This window comes from Halorussus marinus (assembly GCF_004765795.1).
GTDB classification, from domain to species: Archaea; Halobacteriota; Halobacteria; order Halobacteriales; family Haladaptataceae; genus Halorussus; species Halorussus marinus.
Genome location: NZ_SBIV01000009.1, coordinates 1 through 17,376, shown reverse-complemented (window position 1 = coordinate 17,376; position 17,376 = coordinate 1). Strand labels below are relative to the sequence as shown.

Annotated in this window: 23 protein-coding genes; 8 read left to right on the top strand and 15 right to left on the bottom strand. The window is 68.8% G+C overall.

Annotated elements, in window-relative coordinates; all coding sequences use genetic code 11:
- Nucleotides 1-131 precede the first annotated feature (131 nt).
- Together EPY72_RS16140 and EPY72_RS16135 are read left to right on the top strand one after the other, a co-directional pair.
- Nucleotides 132-590, top strand: a complete 459-nt coding sequence (locus tag EPY72_RS16140) for a DUF5799 family protein (RefSeq protein ID WP_134672198.1) — start codon at nucleotides 132-134, stop codon at nucleotides 588-590.
- Nucleotides 591-1,199 (top strand): protein sorting system archaetidylserine decarboxylase, encoded by a 609-nt coding sequence (locus EPY72_RS16135; RefSeq protein ID WP_135807090.1) that lies wholly within the window; start codon nucleotides 591-593, stop codon nucleotides 1,197-1,199. It begins immediately after the preceding gene.
- On the opposite strand, the gene EPY72_RS19550 is transcribed toward EPY72_RS16135, so the two are convergent.
- Complete coding sequence (locus EPY72_RS19550; RefSeq protein WP_167599500.1) at nucleotides 1,178-1,327, bottom strand: DUF7557 family protein; 150 nt, start codon at nucleotides 1,325-1,327, stop codon at nucleotides 1,178-1,180. The two genes, EPY72_RS16135 and EPY72_RS19550, sit on opposite strands and share 22 nt — an antisense overlap.
- A 218-nt stretch (nucleotides 1,328-1,545) precedes the next feature.
- Here EPY72_RS19550 and EPY72_RS16130 point away from each other — a divergent pair, with 218 nt between their 5' ends.
- The gene (locus EPY72_RS16130) at nucleotides 1,546-1,779 is read left to right on the top strand and encodes a DUF7563 family protein (protein ID WP_134672200.1); all 234 of its coding nucleotides are present in this window, start codon (nucleotides 1,546-1,548) and stop codon (nucleotides 1,777-1,779) included.
- 22 nt (nucleotides 1,780-1,801) lie between these two features.
- On the opposite strand, the gene EPY72_RS16125 is transcribed toward EPY72_RS16130, so the two are convergent.
- From EPY72_RS16125 to EPY72_RS16075, 11 genes are all read right to left on the bottom strand, one after another.
- Nucleotides 1,802-2,794 (bottom strand): isocitrate/isopropylmalate dehydrogenase family protein, encoded by a 993-nt coding sequence (locus EPY72_RS16125; RefSeq protein ID WP_135807089.1) that lies wholly within the window; start codon nucleotides 2,792-2,794, stop codon nucleotides 1,802-1,804.
- Nucleotides 2,791-3,417, bottom strand: a complete 627-nt coding sequence (gene leuD / locus EPY72_RS16120; RefSeq protein WP_135807088.1) for a 3-isopropylmalate dehydratase small subunit — start codon at nucleotides 3,415-3,417, stop codon at nucleotides 2,791-2,793. The genes EPY72_RS16125 and leuD overlap by 4 nt, the downstream gene beginning before the upstream one ends.
- Nucleotides 3,414-4,835 carry a 3-isopropylmalate dehydratase large subunit gene (gene leuC / locus EPY72_RS16115; protein ID WP_134672203.1) on the bottom strand — a complete coding sequence of 474 codons (1,422 nt, stop codon included), beginning with the start codon at nucleotides 4,833-4,835 and terminating at the stop codon, nucleotides 3,414-3,416. The genes leuD and leuC overlap by 4 nt, the downstream gene beginning before the upstream one ends.
- Before the next feature lie 67 nt (nucleotides 4,836-4,902).
- A complete protein-coding gene (locus EPY72_RS16110; protein WP_134672204.1) occupies nucleotides 4,903-5,184 on the bottom strand; it encodes a DUF7989 family protein in 282 nt (93 codons plus the stop codon).
- Entirely contained in the window at nucleotides 5,177-6,232 is a 1,056-nt protein-coding gene (gene ilvC, locus EPY72_RS16105) for a ketol-acid reductoisomerase (RefSeq protein ID WP_134672205.1), read from the bottom strand. The genes EPY72_RS16110 and ilvC overlap by 8 nt, the downstream gene beginning before the upstream one ends.
- On the bottom strand, nucleotides 6,225-6,893 hold the full coding sequence (gene ilvN / locus EPY72_RS16100; RefSeq protein ID WP_134672206.1) for an acetolactate synthase small subunit: 669 nt from the start codon (nucleotides 6,891-6,893) through the stop codon (nucleotides 6,225-6,227). The genes ilvC and ilvN overlap by 8 nt, the downstream gene beginning before the upstream one ends.
- Nucleotides 6,890-8,677: a biosynthetic-type acetolactate synthase large subunit gene (ilvB, locus tag EPY72_RS16095; RefSeq protein ID WP_134672207.1), complete on the bottom strand. Its 1,788-nt coding sequence runs from the start codon at nucleotides 8,675-8,677 to the stop codon at nucleotides 6,890-6,892. Before ilvB ends, ilvN begins: the two co-directional genes overlap by 4 nt.
- Nucleotides 8,678-9,059: 382 nt before the next feature.
- Nucleotides 9,060-10,244, bottom strand: coding sequence for a LeuA family protein (locus EPY72_RS16090; protein ID WP_135807087.1), 1,185 nt, complete (start codon nucleotides 10,242-10,244; stop codon nucleotides 9,060-9,062).
- 286 nt (nucleotides 10,245-10,530) lie between these two features.
- The gene (locus EPY72_RS16085; protein WP_134672209.1) at nucleotides 10,531-10,956 is read right to left on the bottom strand and encodes an RNA-binding protein; all 426 of its coding nucleotides are present in this window, start codon (nucleotides 10,954-10,956) and stop codon (nucleotides 10,531-10,533) included.
- 34 nt (nucleotides 10,957-10,990) lie between these two features.
- Nucleotides 10,991-11,173 (bottom strand): DUF1918 domain-containing protein, encoded by a 183-nt coding sequence (locus tag EPY72_RS16080; RefSeq protein WP_134672210.1) that lies wholly within the window; start codon nucleotides 11,171-11,173, stop codon nucleotides 10,991-10,993.
- Nucleotides 11,174-11,237: 64 nt separating this feature from the next.
- Nucleotides 11,238-11,630: a hypothetical protein gene (locus tag EPY72_RS16075; RefSeq protein WP_134672211.1), complete on the bottom strand. Its 393-nt coding sequence runs from the start codon at nucleotides 11,628-11,630 to the stop codon at nucleotides 11,238-11,240.
- Nucleotides 11,631-11,843: 213 nt separating this feature from the next.
- Between EPY72_RS16075 and EPY72_RS16070 the strand changes: the two genes are divergently transcribed.
- Nucleotides 11,844-12,251, top strand: a complete 408-nt coding sequence (locus tag EPY72_RS16070) for an NUDIX hydrolase (protein ID WP_135807086.1) — start codon at nucleotides 11,844-11,846, stop codon at nucleotides 12,249-12,251.
- A 39-nt stretch (nucleotides 12,252-12,290) separates the two neighbouring features.
- Here EPY72_RS16070 and EPY72_RS16065 read toward each other — a convergent pair whose 3' ends face one another.
- Nucleotides 12,291-12,743, bottom strand: coding sequence for a ferritin-like domain-containing protein (locus tag EPY72_RS16065; RefSeq protein ID WP_134672212.1), 453 nt, complete (start codon nucleotides 12,741-12,743; stop codon nucleotides 12,291-12,293).
- A gap of 391 nt (nucleotides 12,744-13,134) precedes the next feature.
- Nucleotides 13,135-13,695 (bottom strand): DUF2391 domain-containing protein, encoded by a 561-nt coding sequence (locus EPY72_RS16060; protein WP_134672213.1) that lies wholly within the window; start codon nucleotides 13,693-13,695, stop codon nucleotides 13,135-13,137.
- A gap of 61 nt (nucleotides 13,696-13,756) precedes the next feature.
- On the opposite strand from EPY72_RS16060, the gene EPY72_RS16055 reads away from it, so the two are divergent.
- The 4 genes from EPY72_RS16055 to EPY72_RS16035 all read left to right on the top strand — a co-directional run bounded on the left by EPY72_RS16055 (nucleotide 13,757) and on the right by EPY72_RS16035 (nucleotide 16,474).
- Complete coding sequence (locus tag EPY72_RS16055) at nucleotides 13,757-14,509, top strand: 3-oxoacyl-ACP reductase family protein (protein ID WP_135807085.1); 753 nt, start codon at nucleotides 13,757-13,759, stop codon at nucleotides 14,507-14,509.
- 323 nt (nucleotides 14,510-14,832) lie between these two features.
- Complete coding sequence (gene dps / locus EPY72_RS16045) at nucleotides 14,833-15,492, top strand: DNA protection during starvation protein (protein WP_134672215.1); 660 nt, start codon at nucleotides 14,833-14,835, stop codon at nucleotides 15,490-15,492.
- A 127-nt stretch (nucleotides 15,493-15,619) separates the two neighbouring features.
- Nucleotides 15,620-15,982 carry a 2Fe-2S iron-sulfur cluster-binding protein gene (locus tag EPY72_RS16040; RefSeq protein ID WP_134672216.1) on the top strand — a complete coding sequence of 121 codons (363 nt, stop codon included), beginning with the start codon at nucleotides 15,620-15,622 and terminating at the stop codon, nucleotides 15,980-15,982.
- 48 nt (nucleotides 15,983-16,030) lie between these two features.
- Complete coding sequence (locus tag EPY72_RS16035; RefSeq protein ID WP_135807084.1) at nucleotides 16,031-16,474, top strand: DCC1-like thiol-disulfide oxidoreductase family protein; 444 nt, start codon at nucleotides 16,031-16,033, stop codon at nucleotides 16,472-16,474.
- Between the two features lie 21 nt (nucleotides 16,475-16,495).
- On the opposite strand, the gene glmU is transcribed toward EPY72_RS16035, so the two are convergent.
- Nucleotides 16,496-17,376, bottom strand: an 881-nt coding sequence (glmU, locus tag EPY72_RS16030) for a bifunctional sugar-1-phosphate nucleotidylyltransferase/acetyltransferase (RefSeq protein WP_135807083.1), incomplete at its 5' end; no start/stop codon positions are given.

Sequence of the window (17,376 nt, the reverse complement as noted above, 5' to 3'; positions counted from 1 at the left end):
TCCGCGCTTTTCTCGGCGGTCGCGGTGGCTCCGACCGACGCCGGTCGAGCACGGGTCGAGACGGGGACCCGAGCGCCGGCGCTCGCCCGGCAGGAAAACCCTGATACGCCCCCCAATCCAAGGGTTCGAACATGTCCGACAGAGGCGGCTGGCAAGACATCATCGTCGGCGACCGGATGGCGGTAGATCAGGAGTTCTCCCAGCGCGTCGCGGACTCGGAGTTCTCCCGACAGGAGTGGGGCCTCGTCATGACCGCCGTGGAGTTCGAGATCGAGGACCCCGGCGACGCCGAGGCCGCCCGGATCGTCGCCGACACCTCGAAGGTCGAACAGGTGATGCCCGAGATGGAGAACATCCGCTCGCAGATGGACGCCATGGGCGGTGGCGGCGGGGGCGGTTCGAGCGCCGGCGGGGGTGGAGTCTTCGACTCCGTCAAGGATGCGCTCGGGCTCGGCGGCGGCGGAGGCGGCGTCGACGACGACCGGCTCCGGGCCGCCGAGCGACTCGCCCAGGAGTACGCCGAGGAACTCCAACAGCGGCTCGAATCCCAGGGCAAGTGGGAGCAGGTCCGCGAGACCGCGAGCCGGTAGATGGGGCGACGATTCGCCCCGGGAGCGTGGCGCTACGCCGCGGTCCCGCTCGCGCTCGCCGTCCCGGCGGTCGTGGTCTCGCCGCTCGGGAGCCTCGCGGCGCTCGCGCTGGCGGCGGCGGTGCTCGCGTTCCACCGCGATCCGGACCGCTCGCCCGCGGGCGACGGCGTCCTCGCGCCGGCCGACGGTCGCGTGTCGGTCGTCCGTGAGGAGGGCGACCGGGTCCGGGTCGGCGTGTTCATGAACGTGACCGATGTCCACGTCAACCGCGCGCCGATCGGCGGCGAGGTCGAGGCCGTCGACCACGAGCCGGGCAAGCATCGCCCGGCGTTCACCAAGGAGTCGGACCGCAACGAGAAGGTCCACGTCCGGTTCGACGACCACGAGGTGACGCTCATCGCCGGCGCGTTCGCGCGCCGCATCCACCCCTACGTCGAGGCCGGCGACCGCCTCGGGCGCGGCGACCGACTCGGCCACATCTCGTTCGGGAGCCGCGCGGACGTGTTCCTGCCGGCGTCGGTCGAGCGCGCGGACGTCGCGGTCGAACGCGGCGACGCCGTCCGGGCGGGCGAGACGGTGCTCGCCCGCTACACCTCGTCGCCGCTGTGAAACAGGGTCAGCTCCTCGGCCTCGTAGATGTTGATGAGCTCGTTGATGAGTTCGTCGTACGATTCGTCCTCTGTCTGGAGGCTGTCGAGCCGTTCGATCGTTTCCGCGTCGACTTGGATCTCGGGCATCGCCGAGAGTAGGCCGTCTTCACAGTTAAGCAATCGGGGGAAGTCCGAGCCTACTGCTTTCCCCGATCGCGAACTTAAATTATGATCGCTGTTTCCGGAGTCCGGGGAACGTCGGAACGTACCGTAACAGCCGGTTACCAGTCGCGGTAGCGGTTGATTACGGGGGTGTAGGTACTGGATAACAAAGTGCCTCTAGTGGCGTGTAACTATCGCTACGCATGACCACGACCGACAACAGACTCACCAACGGCGACGACACGATGGCGGAAAACCGGTGCCAGAGCTGCGGTTCGTTCGTGACGCGGGACTTCGCGCGCGTCTTCGGGAACAACCACAACGAAGTGTTCGGCTGTCTCGAGTGCATGACAGCCACCGAGGTCAAGAAGGGCGGCGCGCGCGCCGAAACAGTCGATACGACCAACCTCATCGGCGGGCGCGAGCCGCTCCGGTAGTTTCGCCGGTCGCGAGAACAGTCTACTTCTCCGAGTCCGCGAGCGACGCCAACACCGCGTCAGTCACGTCTCGCGTCGTCGCCGACCCGCCCAGATCAGGCGTGTGGGGCCCGGTCGAGAGCGTCTGTTCGACCGCGCTTCGGACCCGCTCGCCCGCCCGGTCGTGGCCGAGGTACTCTAACAGGAGCGCGGCCGACAGCATCGCGGCGCTCGGGTTCGCGACGCCGTCGCCGGCGATGTCTGGCGCGGTGCCGTGGACCGGCTCGAACACGCCCCGCTCGGGGCCGACGTTCGCGCTCGGCAACAGGCCGAGTCCGCCGACGAGACCGGCCGCCAGGTCCGAGAGCACGTCGCCCGCGAGGTTCGGACACACCACTACGTCGTACTCCTCGGGGCGCTGGACCAGATGCATCGCCAGCGCGTCCATCAGCGCGTCGTCGTAGGGCACGTCGAACTCGTCGGCGACCGCCTCGGCGGTCTCCAGAAACAGGCCGTCGGTCGTCCGCATCACGTTCGCCTTGTGAGCGATGGTCACGCTCTTCTCGCGATCGGCGGCGTACTCGAAGCCGTAACGCGCGATTTCCTCGGACGCCGCCTCGGTAACGACCCGTGTCAGGGTCGTTACGCCCGGCGCAATCTCGGTCTCGTGGCCCGCGTAGACGCCTTCGGTGTTCTCGCGGACGAAGACCAGATCGGTGTCGGGGTGGAGCGCGTCGGTGCCGGGGTACGCCCGGACGGGCCGGACGTTGGCGAACGACTCGACCGCGCGCCGGAGCGGCAAGATCACGTCCGCGGCGGTCTCCCCGGCGGCGCCAAACAGCGTCGCGTCCGCGCTCGCGACGAGGTCGCGGGTCGCGTCGGGGAGCGGTTCGCCGGTCTCTTCGGCCACCTCGTCGCCCGCCTCGGCCGTCTCGAACTCGAAGTCCGGATCGACCGCCGCAAGCACTTCGCGGGCCGCGGGGGTGACCTCCCGGCCGATGCCGTCGCCGGGCACGACCGCGATCGTCTCGGTCACGCGTCGCCTCCCGCGCCGGCCTCGATGTACGGCAGGCTCGCGGCGGTCTCCGCGACCGCCTCGGCGTTCGATTTCATCAGCGCGGTCGTGTCCCAGACGCCCTCGACGAGCGCCCGGCGCTGGGCGTCGTCGACGGTCGCGTCGATCTCGCGGTCGCCGTACGAGACGGTCTCGTCGTCCACGTCGACGTCGATCTCGGCGTCGGGGTTCTCGTCGACGAACTCCTGAAGCGCCTCGATCTCCGCCTGATCGGCGGTCACGGTCGGCACCCCCAACGCGAGGCAGTTGCCCGCGAAGATCTCCGCGAAGCTCTCGCCGACGATGGCGTCGATGCCCCACCGCTTGAGCGCCTGCGGGGCGTGCTCGCGCGAGGAGCCACAGCCGAAGTTGGCGTTGACCACGAGGATCGAGGCGTCGCGGAACCGATCCTCGTTGAACGGGTGGTCTTTCGGCTCGTCGTCGTCGGTGAACCGCACGTCCTGGAAGACGAACTGGCCCAGCCCGTCGAAGGTGACGACTTTCAGGAACCGGGCGGGGATGATCTGATCGGTGTCGATGTCGTTGCCCCGGACGGGCACGCCCGTCCCGGTGACTCGCTCGACGGTCTCGACGTCCTCGGTCATGCTTTCACCTCCGTCTCGGGGAGGTCGCGGACGTCCGTGACCTCGCCCTCGATCGCGGCCGCGGCGACCATCCGGGGGTTCATCAGCACCGTCCGGCCCTCCTTGCTCCCCTGTCGGCCCACGAAGTTGCGGTTCGACGAGGAGGCACACGCCTCGTCGCCCTCGAGCTGGTCGGGGTTCATCCCGAGACACATCGAACAGCCCGCGCCCCGCCAGTCGAAGCCGGCCTCGCGGAACACCTCGTCGAGGCCCTCGCGCTCGGCGGCGGCCTTCACGCGCTGACTGCCGGGCACGACCATCGCGCGCACGTCGTCGTGGACCTCCCGCCCCGCGACCACGCGGGCGGCCCGCCGGAGGTCCGGGAGTCGCGCGTTGGTGCACGAGCCCAGGAAGGCGACGTCGATCGGGTAGCCCGCCATCGTCTCGCCGGGTTCGACGCGCATGTGCTCCTGTGCGCGCCGGGCGGTATCTTGTTTGTCCTCGGGGAGGTCTTCCGGGGCGGGGATCGGGTCGTCGATCCCCACGCCCTGTCCGGGCGTGGTGCCCCACGTCACCACGGGGTCGAGCGCGGAGCCGTCGATGACGACCTCGTCGTCGTACTCGGCGTCGTCGTCCGACGCGATCGACTCCCAGTAGGGCTTGAGCTCCTCGAAGCGCTCGGGGTCGTCTTCGAAGGCGTCGGTCTCCCGGAGCCACTCGTAGGTGGTCTCGTCGGGCTCGACGTAGCCCGCGCGGGCGCCACCCTCGATCGACATGTTGCAGATGCTCATCCGGCCCTCCATGTCGAGGTTCCGGATCGCCTCGCCGGCGTACTCGTAAACGTAGCCGACGCCGCCGTCGGTGCCGAGCCGGCGGATGATCTCCAGGATCACGTCCTTGGCCTCGACGCCCTCGCCGAGCTCGCCGTCGACCCGGACGCGTCGGACGTCTTTTTTCTCCATCGCCACGGTACCGGTCGCCAGCACGTCCCGGATCTGGGAGGTGCCGATCCCGAACGCCAGCGCGCCGAACGCGCCGTGCGTGGAGGTGTGGCTGTCGCCACAGACGACCGTCATGCCGGGCTGGGTGAGCCCCTGCTCTGGGCCGATGACGTGGACGATGCCCTGATCGCCGGTACCGGGATGCGAGAACTCGATGCCGGCCTCCCGGACGTTCTCCTCCAGTTGGGACATCATCTCCTCGGCCGCCCCCTCGAAGGGCCGGTCGAGGTCGTCGGTCGGGACGATGTGGTCGACGGTCGCGTGGGTGCGCTCGGGATACGCGACCTCCATGTCGCGCTCCCGAAGCATCCCGAACGCCTGCGGGCTTGTCACCTCGTGGACGAGGTGGAGCCCGACGAACAGCTGGTCCTGTCCGGTCGGGAGCGTGGTCACCTTGTGGCGGTCCCACACCTTGTCGTAGAGGGTCCCCTCGCTCATCGGGACCCCTCCGCCGTGGGACGCCGTCGGCTGTTCGCCGTTGCGACCGGAAAAGCGGATCGTACGTTCATTCTTCGGACTCTACGGGCTCTTCGGCTCCGCCGCGCTCGAAGACCCGATTCGCGCTCTCGGCGTCCCGCGGCGGGGTGTGGTCGACGTCTTTCATCTTCTCGGGCGATTCGGATCGCTCCTCGTCGTCGGCGGATTCGGACTCGTCGACTCTCTCGCCGCCGTCCGCGACGACGATCGGGCCGCGCTCGAACGGTCGGTTTACCGCGCCGTGGTCGCCGTACGGGTGGGTGTGGCTCACGTCTCGCATCGATCGGTCCGTGGTGTGTGTGTCAGTCATCTGCGCTCACTCGCTCCTGTTCGGTCTCCTCGTCGGCCGTCTCCTCGTCTTCGCTCCACGCGAACAGGTCGCGGAGCTCGGCGCCGACGTCCTCGATCTCGTGTTCGATGTCGCGTTGCTTGTGCTGGTGGTAGGCCGGTCGGCCGGCCTGATTCTCGACGATCCACTCGCGGGCGAACTCGCCGTTCTGGACGCCTTCGAGCGTCTCCTCCATGTTCTGGCGCACGTTCTCGTCGATGATCTCGGGGCCCTGAGTCAGCCCGCCGTACTCGGCGGTGTCCGACACCGAGTCCCACATCTCGCGCATCCCGCCCTCGTACATCAGATCGACGATGAGCTTCATCTCGTTGAGACACTCGAAGTACGCCATCTCCGGCGAGTAGCCGGCGTCGACAAGCGTCTCGTAGCCGGTCTTGATGAGCTCGGTGACGCCGCCACAGAGCACCGCCTGCTCGCCGAACAGGTCGGTCTCGGTCTCCTCGCGGAACGTGGTCTCGACGACGCCCGCGCGCGTACAGCCGATGGCCTTCGCGTACGCCAGCGCCTCGGACTTGGCCTCGCCGGTCGCGTCCTGATACACTGCCAGCAGGCCCGGGGTCCCCTCGTCGTTCTCGTAGTTGCGCCGGACGAGGTGGCCCGGGGACTTGGGCGCGACCATGGTCACGTCGACGTCCTCGGGCGGCTCGATCTGGCCGTAGTGGATGTTGAAGCCGTGGGCGAACTGGAGGGTGTCGCCGGGTTCCAGCCCGTCTTCGATGTCGTCGTACACCGCGGGCTGGACCGTGTCGGGCACCAGCACCGAGACCACGTCGGCCTCGGCGGCGGCGTCGGCCGGCGTCGCCACGCGGAGCCCGTCGGCCTCCGCGGCGCTCCGCGACGCGGAGCTCTCGCGGAGCCCCACGACCACGTCGACCCCGCTGTCGGCGAGGTTCTGGGCGTGGGCGTGTCCCTGGCTCCCGTAGCCGAGTACGGCTACGGTCCGGTCGTCTATCTTCGCGCTGTTCGCGTCGTCGTCGTAGTAGATCTCGGTGTCGAATTCGTCAGTCATCGTATGTTCCGGTTCGGGTGTCGTCTTTTCTCGTCTTCTCGGCGGCTTTCTCGTGGCCCGGCTCCTCGCCGGGCGTCGTCGGCGTGTCGCCGCGGGCGAGCGCGGTCTGGCCGGTCCGGGCGATCTCGATGATGCCGAACTGCCGGAACGCGTCGACCGCGTCGTCGATCTTCTGCTGGTCGCCGGTGATCTGGACCGTGATGGTCCGCGGGCCGGCGTCGAGGGTCTGGCCCTCGTACATCTGGGTGATCGCGTGGACCTTGTCGGGCTCGTCGCCCCGGACTTTCAGGACCACGAGTTCGGCACAGACCGCGTCGTCGTCGAGCTCGCCGACCTGGATCACGGGCCGGAGCTTCTCGACCTGCTTTTTGACCTGGTCGATGCCGTCGTCGGTCTCCTCGACCACGAGCGTGATCCGGGCGTTGCCCTCGACGGTGGTCGGTCCGACCGTCAGGCTCTCGATGTTGAACTGGCGCCGGGAGAACAGCCCGGAGACCTTCGCGAGCACGCCGGGCTCGTGTTCGACCAGCGCGGAGACGACCGCGGTCCGGGTGTCCTGCTCGGCCTCGACCTCGGGGTCGATCCGGGTTCCCTGCTTGGTGCGCCGACCGTCCGGGTGTGGGCGCTCGTCGGGCGCCGGACCTTGGAGGCCTTCGGTCATAGCTGGTCCTCCGAGAGGGCGAACTTCCCGTTTGCCCCGCCGCTCGGGACCATCGGGTAGACGTTCTCCGCGGGGTCGATGCGGACGTCGACGACCGACGGGCCGTCGTAGGCCAGCGCGGCCTCGACGGTGTCGGCCACCTCGTCGTAGTCCGAGACGGTAAAGCCCTGCGCGCCGAACGCCTCGGCGAGGGGTTCGAACTCGGGACACCAGTTGTACTCCGAGGCCGAGTGGCGGCCGTCGTAGAAGGCGTCTTGCCACTGTCGGACCATCCCGATGTACTCGTTGTTGAGCACCGCGACGGTGATGTCGAGGTTCTCGCGGACCGCGACCGACAGCTCCTGCATCGTCATCAAAAACGAGCCGTCGCCCTCGAAGCAGACGACCTGCTGGTCGTCGTCGGCGGCGAACTTCGCGCCGATGGCCGCGGGCAGGCCGTAGCCCATCGTCCCGAGCCCGTGAGAGGAGACCCACGTCCGGGGTTCGGTGTACGTCCAGTACTGGACCGCCCACATCTGGTGTTGGCCGACGCCGGTGGTGACGATGGTGTCGTCGCCGGTCGCCTCGTCGAACGCCTCCACGACGAACTGGGGCTTGAGGGGCTCGTCGTCGGGCGTGGCGTAGTCCATCGGGTACTCGCTCTTCCACGTCCAGCACTGCGAGCGCCACTCTCGGCAGTCAGGGGCCCGCTCCATCTCGGCGTCGAGTTGGTCGAGGACGGTGGCGGCGTCGCCGATCAGCGCCACGTCGGCCGTGACGTTCTTGGAGATCTCCGCGGGGTCGATGTCGACGTGGAGCACCTCGGCCTCGGGCGCGAACGTGTCGACCCCGCCGGTGAGCCGGTCGTCGAACCGGGTGCCGACCGCGAGCATCACGTCGCAGTGGGTCGTCGCCATGTTGGCGTAGCCGGTGCCGTGCATCCCGACCATCTCCAGCGAGAGGTCGTCGTCCTCGGGGAACGCGCCGACCGCGGGCATCGAGGTCGCGACCGGGATCTCGTACTCGCGGGCGAACGCCCGCAACTCCTCGGTGGCGTCGCCCTTGATGACGCCGCCGCCGACGAGGACGACGGGCTTTTCGGCGCGTTCGAGCCGTCGGGCCGCCTCGGCGACCGCCTCGTCGTCGGCCTCAGTCTGGGGGTCGTAGGTGTCCGGGACGGTCGCGTCCCCGGGCTCGACCGCGGTCTCGTCTTGGGTCACGTCCTTGGGGAGGTCGACCAGCGTCGGGCCCGGTCGCCCCGCGGCGGCGTAGGCGAACGCCTCCCCAACGGTGTCGCCGACCGTGTCGGCGTGGTCGGCGAAGTAGTTCGTCTTCGTGATCGGGGCGGTGACGCCGGTGGTGTCGGTCTCCTGGAAGGCGTCGTTGCCGACGAAGTCTGTCGGCACCTGCCCGGTGAGCGCGACCATCGGGTCCGAGTCCATGTCGGCGTCCGCGATCCCGGTCACGAGGTTGGTCGCGCCCGGTCCGGAGGTCGCCAGACAGACCCCCGGCGTGCCCGAGACGATGCCGTAGGCGTCGGCGGCGTGAGCCGCGGCCTGCTCGTGGGCCATCATGACGTGGCGCAGGTCCGAGTCGTACAGCGCGTCGTAGACGGGCATGATCGCACCGCCCTGCACGCCGAACATGGCCTCCGCGCCGGCGTTTTCGAGCGCCGCGACGACCGAGTGGGCGCCGGTCCGACCCGGCTCGGCGTCGGTCGCCGACGGGTCCTCGCCGGGCTCTGGCTCTAACTCGGCTTCGGCTTCGGTTTCGGCGTCGAACGATGGGCTGACCGGGTCGCTCACGGTCGGCTCACCTCCGGGGTTGGATGTGTGCGATACGTCTGGGTTCTGGCGTCGTGTGTCGAATTCATCTGTCGAGCGCGCGGCGTGCTGTTCGGAATCGATGCGGCGAGTCGGGTCGGAAAAGAGGTGTAGTAGGGGCTCAAGCCCCTACAATAATCACGCGCTCGACGGCCACGCCGCTCCCCGTGCGGGCCAGCGGCCGAGTGGCGAGTGACCGTCGCATCTGTAGTCGAATGGTACCGGGCCCCACTGTAATAACTCTTGCCCGCTCGGCAACGGTTGCCCGAAGCGCGCGGGGTTGCCACGCCGGGCCGGCGACCCGCCGGAACGACGGCGACCGCCGCGCGCGGCTGTCGGACGGGGGCGAACCGGCGAGGCGCCATCAGGCGCTGACCTCCGTTTCCTCGCGGGCGACGCCGGCCTCGCGGGCGAACCGTTCGAGGTCGGTCGTCGTGACGCGGTTCTTTTCGGCGCCGTAGTCTTTCACCCGGCGGGTGATCTCCCGGACCTCGTCGTCGGTCGGCTCGAAGCCCGAATCCTCCAGTCGCTTGCGGACCGAGTTCGTTCCGGTGTGTTTGCCCAGGACGAACTCCCGCGTTGCCCCCACCATCTCGGGAGTCATCACGCCCGGCTCGAAGGTGTCTGAGTTCTCGATGACGCCCGCGGCGTGGATGCCGCTCTCGTGGGCGAACGCGTTGTCGCCGACGATCGGCTTGTTGGCGGGCACCGGGACGTCGCTGTACTCCTCGACCGCCCGCGACAGCTCGGTGATCCGGGTCGTGTCGATACCGGTGTCGACGCCGTAGACGCTCTCGACGGTCATCACGACCTCCTCGTAGGCCGCGTTGCCCGCGCGCTCGCCGATCCCGTTGACCGAGACCTGCGCCTGATCGGCGCCGGCCTCGAAGCCGGCGACCGCGTTCGCCGACGCCATCCCGAAGTCGTCGTGGGTGTGGACGTCGATGCGCGCGTCGGTGTGCTCGTCGACCGTCGTCACCAGTTCGGCGAACCGCGCCGGCGTGGCGACCCCGCAGGTGTCGGGGATGTTGATCCAGTCGACGCCCGCCTCCGAGACCGCCTCGACCACCTCGGCGAGGTAGTCCTCGTCGGTTCGGGTGGCGTCCATCGGCGAGAACATCGCTGTCGCGCCCGCCTCCGTGACGCGCTCGACCGCCGCGACCGAGCGCTCGACGACCTCCTCGCGGGTGGCGTGCATGGAGTCTTCCAGCTGGACGTCGCTGGTCGAGGCGAAGACGTGGACCATCTCGACGCCGGAGTCGAGTGCGGCCTCCACGTCCTTGTCGACCACGCGGGCCAGCCCGCAGACGGTCGTGTTCGTGCTCGCGGCGATGTCGCTGACGGCCTCGAACTCGGCGTCGGAGTTGACCGGGAACCCAGCCTCGATTACGTGGGTGCCCATGTCGTCCAAGGTCGCGGCGATGGCGCGTTTCTCGTCGTAGGAGAAAGACGTCCGCGGTGCCTGTTCACCGTCGCGCAGGGTCGTATCGAAGACCCGCGCGGAGTCGACGTCAGTAGTGGAAGCTAACGTGCCCTCGAAGAACTCGATCCCCCCGGCTGGTACCGGAGGAGGACATGTCGTTGTCGGACATTGTACTCCTACCTCGGGTCACTCTCCTATTTAAGCGTACCGCTGCGACAGATCGCGACCCGACGATTCGAGTCGCCGATCGCGCTCGCCGCGAGCAAAACCGCAAGACGTCAACGTCATCTAAGACACTATGTTTGATTAAGGGACCTTATACTCACGAACCGGAGGTGACGGTATCGCCCTCGCCCGACCGTCGTCGAGAGACGGCGTCCCGAACCGGGCCGAAGTCCCCGATCGTCCGCCCTCACAGCGCCGAGAGCGCCTCGCGGGCGTTCTCGACCGCGGCCGCCTTCTCGGCGGGGTAGGCCTCGACTTTCGCACGGAACGTGATGCCCTCCCCGAGCGCGATCTCCCCGCGGTAGGCCGCCTGTTTGTCGAACCGCAAGAAAAGCGAGCAGTTGTCGTCGACTCGCTCGTCGAGTTCTGAGAGCAGTCTCTCTGCGTCCGGGAGCTCCGCCACTTTCGAGAGGACGTGGCGCATCTCGTCGGCGGTCTCGACCCGCGAGGACAGCACCACGATGCGGTCGCCGTGGTGGCCCTCGCTCTCGGCGCGCTCGATCTCGATCTCCTCGGGGAGGAACGTCCGGAGCGCCTGCTCGACGCGCTTGTCGTCTTCGGTGGCGTAGCAGAACGCGCGCAGATCGACGTAGTGGAACGGGACTTCTGCCATTGGGAGGCGTACGTACCGGGGAGTGAAAAAGTCGTTACTCCTCGGCGGCTTCCAGCGAGTCCTCGGGGATGCCGGTCTCCTGGCCGTCCTCGAAGCTCACGGTGTACGTGCTGTCGCCGAACATCGTGTCCATGACCTGCGTGATTTCGCCTTCCTGCCCGTCGTAGTCGCTGTGTTCGTCGTGCAACACGACGCGGTCTTCCTTGTCGAAGCTCATGGCTTCGAGTAACCCGGCGCGGGGTAAAAGCGGCCCGATTTCGACCGCGACGCCGCCCGACGATTCACTGGGCCGACAGCGTCTCCCGCAAGACGACGCCGAACTGCCCGACCAGCACGCTGACGAACAGACAGGCCGGCAACAGGAACGCGAGCGCCACGAAGCTCCACACCACCGTCAGCAGCGTCAGGTCGATCTGGACCGCCCGCGGGAGCGCGGCCAAGTTCCGCCACGAGACCGCCCCGACGACCACGAGCGACAGCAACCCGCCGACCAGTCCTGCACCGCCCGAGTCGACGTACTCCGACTGGAACCGGTCGCTGGCGAGCCCGCCGACCGCGCCGGCGACCGCCGGGGTCGCGGCGTAGACCGCCATCGGCGGCCGGATTACCACGAGGAGGACCCCGACGACCACCGCCTGCGCGAGTCCGCCGAGGAGGATCGCACCGTTTCGCACGTCTACACAGACTCCGCAAGCTATCAAAAGCGTTGGGCCTGCTCGCGGCTCGGGGCCGCTCCGAGGGCCCTCGATCGCGCCGAACTGCGCCCATTCTTTCGTCCGGGTGACCGAAGACTTATTCGGTCTCTCGGGGTACAATCGGCACCTGAGCGTTTCGCTCACTCCGTTCGGCCGCCCGGTTCCAGTCGTCTCGTCCCGACCGCCCGACCGATGACGGCGGTCGACGACCTCTGGTATCTCGCGACCCGGGTCGACCAGCGCGCCGAGCGCGTCTACCACCGACTGACCGAGGCCCACGAGGACTTCCTCGAACGGACCTACCGGCGTCGGGTCTCCCGGCGGCGGTTCCGGACGCTCGCCGAGCGCGAACTCGGCGAGGAGGCGGGCGTCGACGCCGAGTTCGACGGGCTCGCGCTGTCGATACGGGTCGACATCGAGTGGGAGGACCACGCGACGGGAGGCGTGCTTCCGCTGTTCGAAGCCCGCGCGGAGTCGGCCCGGCCGACAGTCTCGGACCCCGACGGCGAGATCACCGACGCCGGGTGGTTCGACGAACTCCCGGAGGACACCCGCGATCGGGCGGATCTGGTGGCGTGGCGCGAACGCGCTCTGGAGTGACACCGCCGAAAAAAGGCCGCCGGCCCGCCGGTCGCGTCCTCAGTCCTGATACTCGCGGCGGAACCCCCGAAACTCCGTCCGGTGGGCCTCCTCGTCGCTCAGGATCGTGACCGCGAGGTCCTCGGTCACCGGGTCGTCGCCGTCGGTCGCGGCGTCGACGAGGTCCCGGTACGTCTCGATGGCGTCCTCTTCGGCGTCGAGCACGCCGTTGATGACCGAGAGCACGTCCGTCGAGTCCTCTGGGGGCTGGAGGCTCTCCTGGCGCGCCTCGAAGTCGTAGGAGGCCGGCGGGCGCTCGTCGAGTTGTTTGAGTCGGTTGCCGAGCTGCTCGGCGTGGCCAAGCTCCTCCTGAATGTCGGTTTCGAGGCTCTCTTTGACCTCCTCGGCGCTGACCCCTTCGAGCACGATGGAGTTCGTGAGGTAGTTCATCACCGTCTCTATCTCGTCGCTGTACGCCTTCTTGAGCAGGCGCGTGATCTCTTCGTTCGTCATGCGTCACTGTATACGGCTTCACGCTCCTTATTGTTGTGGCGGCGCCACCCCCGAGATCGGCGATACCGGTCCCGCGACGGGCCAGGCTCGACGGTAGTACTCGACGAGAAAACGGGCGCTCGGTGATCAGTGCGGGGAGAAGCCGTCGATCACGCCGTCGCAGTCCGGACACGACACCAGTTCCGAGCCCGGACTCTTGCGTCCGAGGGGGTCGCCGTTCCGCTGTGTCTGGGAGTTAGTCCGCCGATTCAGTTCGGAACCGCAGTGTGGACATTCTATCATGCGTCACCACGAACCACTATGGGAACAGATACCATTACCCGCACCACGCTGATATACTTTGTGTCCCCCGGGTACGGCCCGCGACGCTCCCGAATTTGCCGAACCCGACTCACGACCCCGGCAGAATGTCGCCGAGCGCGGCCCCGATCGCCATCGCGGTGAACGTCACGCTCACCTGACACACCGCGAGCCACGGCTCGGCCCAGTCGACCCGGCCCCAGACCGTCATGGTCGCGGTCGCCGTGAGAAACGAGATCCCCAGCACCCCGGCGAGGCGTCTGGGAATCACGCCGAACAGCGGCCGGTGGATCTCGACCTGCTGGATCTCGGCGACGTAGAGGAGTCCGATCACGATGCCGACGGCGCCGGCGAGGGTGACGACCAGCGAGGTCGGGTTCGCCGCGACGAACTCCCCGATTTCGAGCGTCCCGCCTTCGACCAGCATGGGGATGCCGAACACGACGCTCCCGACCAGCGCCTCGGCGGCGTCGTGGCGGTCGAACCCCCGGATGACCCGGCCGAACGCGGACGGCTGGACCCGACGGGCGACCCGGATCGTCTCCCTGACCTGCTCGCGCTCGTGGGGGTCGTCGACGGCGTCCTCTAGCTCTTCGAGTTCGTCGAGCAGGTCCTCGAGGTCGGCGTCGGAGGTCCGATCGGGGTCGGTCACGTCTGGTCAGTGACGCCGATCAGACATAAGCGTCAAGGTCCCGGGGACCCCGGGTGTCGGTATGCCAGCAGCACTCGTCACCGGCTCCTCGCGAGGCATCGGGAAGGCGATCGCCGAGCGGTTCGCACGCGACGGCTACGACGTCGCTGTCAACTACGTACAGAGCGGCGACCGAGCGCGGTCGGTCGTCGACCGCATCGAGACCGAGACCGACGCCGACGCGATCACGGTTCGGGCGGACGTCGGCGACCCGGCCGACGCCGACGACCTCGTCGCGGAGGCCGTCTCGGCGTTCGGCGGGCTCGATCACGTCGTGAACAACGCGGGCGTCGACCAGCACGTCTACACCGAGTCGCTCTCGGCCGAGGACTTCGATCAGGTGATGGACACCAACGTCAACGGCGCGTTCAACGTGACGAAAGCCGCCCTGCCCCACCTCCGGGAGGCCGCCGACCGGGAGGCCGACGACGCCCCGACGCCGTCGGTGGCGAACGTCTCCTCGATTCTGGCGTACACCGGCGCGCCGGTCGAGTGTCACTACGCCGCCTCGAAGGCCGGCCTGCTCGGACTGACCAAGAGCCACGCCGGCGACTTCGCGCCCGAGATCCGGGTCAACGCGGTCGCGCCGGGCCACGTCGAGACCGACATGACCGCCGACCGGACCGAAGACGAGAAAGAAGACGAACTGGCGGCGATCCCGGTCGAGCGCTACGGCCAGCCGGCCGACATCGCCGACGCGGTGGCGTACCTCCGGGACGCCGGGTTCGTCACCGGCGAGACGCTCAACGTCAACGGCGGCGAACTGATGCGCTGATCACCTCTCGTCGCACTCTGGCTCGCGGTCTTCGAGGTAGGCGTCGAGCGCGTTTCGGGCGTCGGGTCGCGAGAGTGTGACCGTGAGGGCGCCCTCGGCGCGGTCGCCGACCGACACGTCGACGGTCTCGCACCCGGCGCCGACTGTCTCGGGGCCGCCGGAGCGCAGTTAAGCGTTTTTCACGGCCCGAATTCGGCGCACACGACGTGTCCCGACCCCGACCGGACGCCGTCTCGAACTCCTCGCGCCCGTCGACTCGTGTTTCCTCGCTGGGAAGAACCATTAAGGGCGTCTGAGTCGTGCCGTGCGTCGGGGGAGAACACATGGCAGACGACGACCGACGGCACGGTTCAGGCAGCGTCGAACCGGGATCGACCGACAAGCGCGTGGGGATGGAGGCGCTTCGCGAGCGCGGGCTCGACCCGGAGGAACTCCGCGAGCGGCTCATCGACGCGATCGGCGCGGAGTTCAGCACATACTACTACTACACGAATCTCCGGATGCATCTCGCGGGCCACGAAGACTACAAGGAGATCACCGAGGACGCCCGGCTCGAAGACCGCGCACACTTCGAGCTCGTCGCGCCCCGGGTGTACGAACTCGGGGGGAGCCTGCCCGGCGACATCGGCGATTTCATGGGGCGGGCGTCGTGTCCGCACGCCGAACTCCCGGTGCCGTTCGAGGGCGAGACGCCGGACCTCTCACAGCTCGACGCCGAGGGCATCCTCGAAGTCCTGCTCGAGGCCGAACGGTGTGCGATCCGGACCTGGAGCGAGATCTGCGACATGACCCACGGGAAGGACCCGCGGACCTACGACATGGCGAGTCGCATCCTCCAGGAGGAGGTCGAACACGAGGCGTGGTTCATCGAGCTCCTCAGCATGGAGCGCGACGGCGAGATCAATCCCGCGGGCCACTTCGTCCGGGGCGAACCCGGCGACGCGCCGTACTCGACGAACCGCCGGATCAACGACTCGGCCTGACGGCTCGGAGGCGCCTCGGCGGAGTCCGAATCCGCCGACCGACCGCCGGGATCGGCGGTCGCCGGCCGGCCGACGCCGGCACGCTCCGGCCGACACTTTCATCCGCGTTTGTCCGGTATCCGAGCGCGTGAGTACCTACAGCGTCGTCATCGAAGTTCCCGAAGACTGCGACGCGGCCGCGGCCGGCGAGACGGTCGAACTCGACGTCGCCGACTCCGAGTACGTCCTCGCGGCCGCCCGCGACGCCGGCGTCTGGCTCCCAGCGGACTGCCAGCAGGGGTGGTGTACCACTTGCGCCGCCGAACTGCTGGCGGGCGAGGTCGACCAGTCGGACGCCCGGCGCTACTTCGAGGCCGACGCCGAGGCCGATCTCATCCTGCCCTGCACCGCCACGCCCGAGTCGGACCTGCGGATCCGGGCGTGTCAGTACGACGAGATGCTGGACCATCGGGCGGCGATCGACGAACCCCCGGGCCGATCGAAACGCTGAGGACAGCCGGCGACTCCGCTTTTGTCCCCCGAGGTCGTACGCACGCGCATGTCCGACTATCAGGCCGTGCTCGTCTACGACGGGGAGTGTCCGTTCTGCTCGGCGGCCGCCTCGGCGCTCCGGCGACTCGACGGCGTCGGTGCCATCGCGTGGGGCGAGGAGTCAGCCCGCTCGTTCCTTGACGCCCAGTTCGGCGAAACGCCGTTCGCGCTCGTCTTCGCCGACCGGCCGGCCGATCGGGTGTACGTCGGTCGCGAGGCCGCCCGGGAGCTCTGTGAGCGCGCGGGCCTGCCCGTCCTGATCGGCGACGTGATCGGCGACAACTACGAGTCGATCGCCGACGCGGTCCGGACCGCGACCGGCGCGGCGGGCGAGCCCGACGCCTACCACGGCGAGTTCGCGATGGGTCCGGCCGCCCGCGGCGCGTTCGACGACCTCGCGGCGAACGCGTGGCACACCGCGAAGGTGACCGAGGTCGACGACCCCGACTGAGGGGTGCGCTCGCGACTCCGATCACCGATCGCGAGTGAGGGTCTCGCCGGGCGCGGTGGTGGCGCCGGCCGACAGCTTCACCCCGGCGTTCAGGCTGGTGTTGATCGCGGTCTTGGCCCCGTCGCCAGCCACCACCCCGAACTTCCGGCGCCCCGTCGACACCCGCTCGCCTTTCACCGTGAACTCGACCGCCTTCCCGTCGTGACGCAGGTTCGCCACGTTCGTCCCCGCACCGAAGTTCACGTCCCGCCCCAGCACGCTGTCGCCGACGTAGCTCAGGTGTGCGACGTGCGTCCCCCGGCCCACCACGCTGTTTTTGAGTTCGACCCCGTGCCCGATCTCGGCGTCCTCGCCGATCAAGGTCGCCCCGCGAACGTACGCGTTCGGACCGACGCTCGCCCCGCTTCGGATCAACGCCGGCCCCTCGACCACGACTCCGGCGTCGACCCTCGCGCCCGCCTCGACCACGACGCTCCCCCGGAGGTCGGCGTCCTCGTGGACCTCGCCCCGAAGCTCGCGGTCGAGCTCGCCCAGCTTCCACTCGTTGGCCGCGAGCAGTTCCCACGGCCGGCCCACGTCGAGCCACCGATCGAGTTCGACGTACCCCACCTCGTACTCGTCGACCACTCGCGCGAGCACGTCGGTGAGCTCGTGTTCGCCGCGCTCGCTCGCGGGGACATCGAGCCACGCGGTCGCCTCCGCGGGGAACGCGTACGCGCCGGCGTTCGCCAGCGTCGTCGGCGGATCCGTGGGCTTTTCGACCACGTCGGTGACCAGCCCGTCGCGGGTCGAGAGCACGCCGTAGTTCGACGGGTCGTCGACCCGAACTGCGCCGATGGTCGGACCGTCGGCGAACAGCGCGTCGACGGCGCCGGGATCGTAGAGGTTGTCGCCGTTGAGCA

Excerpts from the sequence above, each read along its gene's own strand:
- EPY72_RS16140 (WP_134672198.1), top strand. The coding sequence starts at position 132 with ATGTCCGACAGAGGCGGCTGGCAAGACATCATCGTCGGCGACCGGATG.
- EPY72_RS16135 (WP_135807090.1), top strand. The coding sequence starts at position 591 with ATGGGGCGACGATTCGCCCCGGGAGCGTGGCGCTACGCCGCGGTCCCG.
- EPY72_RS19550 (WP_167599500.1), bottom strand. The coding sequence starts at position 1,327 with ATGCCCGAGATCCAAGTCGACGCGGAAACGATCGAACGGCTCGACAGC.
- EPY72_RS16130 (WP_134672200.1), top strand. The coding sequence starts at position 1,546 with ATGACCACGACCGACAACAGACTCACCAACGGCGACGACACGATGGCG.
- leuD (WP_135807088.1), bottom strand. The coding sequence starts at position 3,417 with ATGACCGAGGACGTCGAGACCGTCGAGCGAGTCACCGGGACGGGCGTG.
- leuC (WP_134672203.1), bottom strand. The coding sequence starts at position 4,835 with ATGAGCGAGGGGACCCTCTACGACAAGGTGTGGGACCGCCACAAGGTG.
- EPY72_RS16110 (WP_134672204.1), bottom strand. The coding sequence starts at position 5,184 with ATGACTGACACACACACCACGGACCGATCGATGCGAGACGTGAGCCAC.
- ilvC (WP_134672205.1), bottom strand. The coding sequence starts at position 6,232 with ATGACTGACGAATTCGACACCGAGATCTACTACGACGACGACGCGAAC.
- ilvN (WP_134672206.1), bottom strand. The coding sequence starts at position 6,893 with ATGACCGAAGGCCTCCAAGGTCCGGCGCCCGACGAGCGCCCACACCCG.
- EPY72_RS16085 (WP_134672209.1), bottom strand. The coding sequence starts at position 10,956 with ATGGCAGAAGTCCCGTTCCACTACGTCGATCTGCGCGCGTTCTGCTAC.
- EPY72_RS16080 (WP_134672210.1), bottom strand. The coding sequence starts at position 11,173 with ATGAGCTTCGACAAGGAAGACCGCGTCGTGTTGCACGACGAACACAGC.
- EPY72_RS16070 (WP_135807086.1), top strand. The coding sequence starts at position 11,844 with ATGACGGCGGTCGACGACCTCTGGTATCTCGCGACCCGGGTCGACCAG.
- EPY72_RS16065 (WP_134672212.1), bottom strand. The coding sequence starts at position 12,743 with ATGACGAACGAAGAGATCACGCGCCTGCTCAAGAAGGCGTACAGCGAC.
- EPY72_RS16055 (WP_135807085.1), top strand. The coding sequence starts at position 13,757 with ATGCCAGCAGCACTCGTCACCGGCTCCTCGCGAGGCATCGGGAAGGCG.
- dps (WP_134672215.1), top strand. The coding sequence starts at position 14,833 with ATGGCAGACGACGACCGACGGCACGGTTCAGGCAGCGTCGAACCGGGA.
- EPY72_RS16035 (WP_135807084.1), top strand. The coding sequence starts at position 16,031 with ATGTCCGACTATCAGGCCGTGCTCGTCTACGACGGGGAGTGTCCGTTC.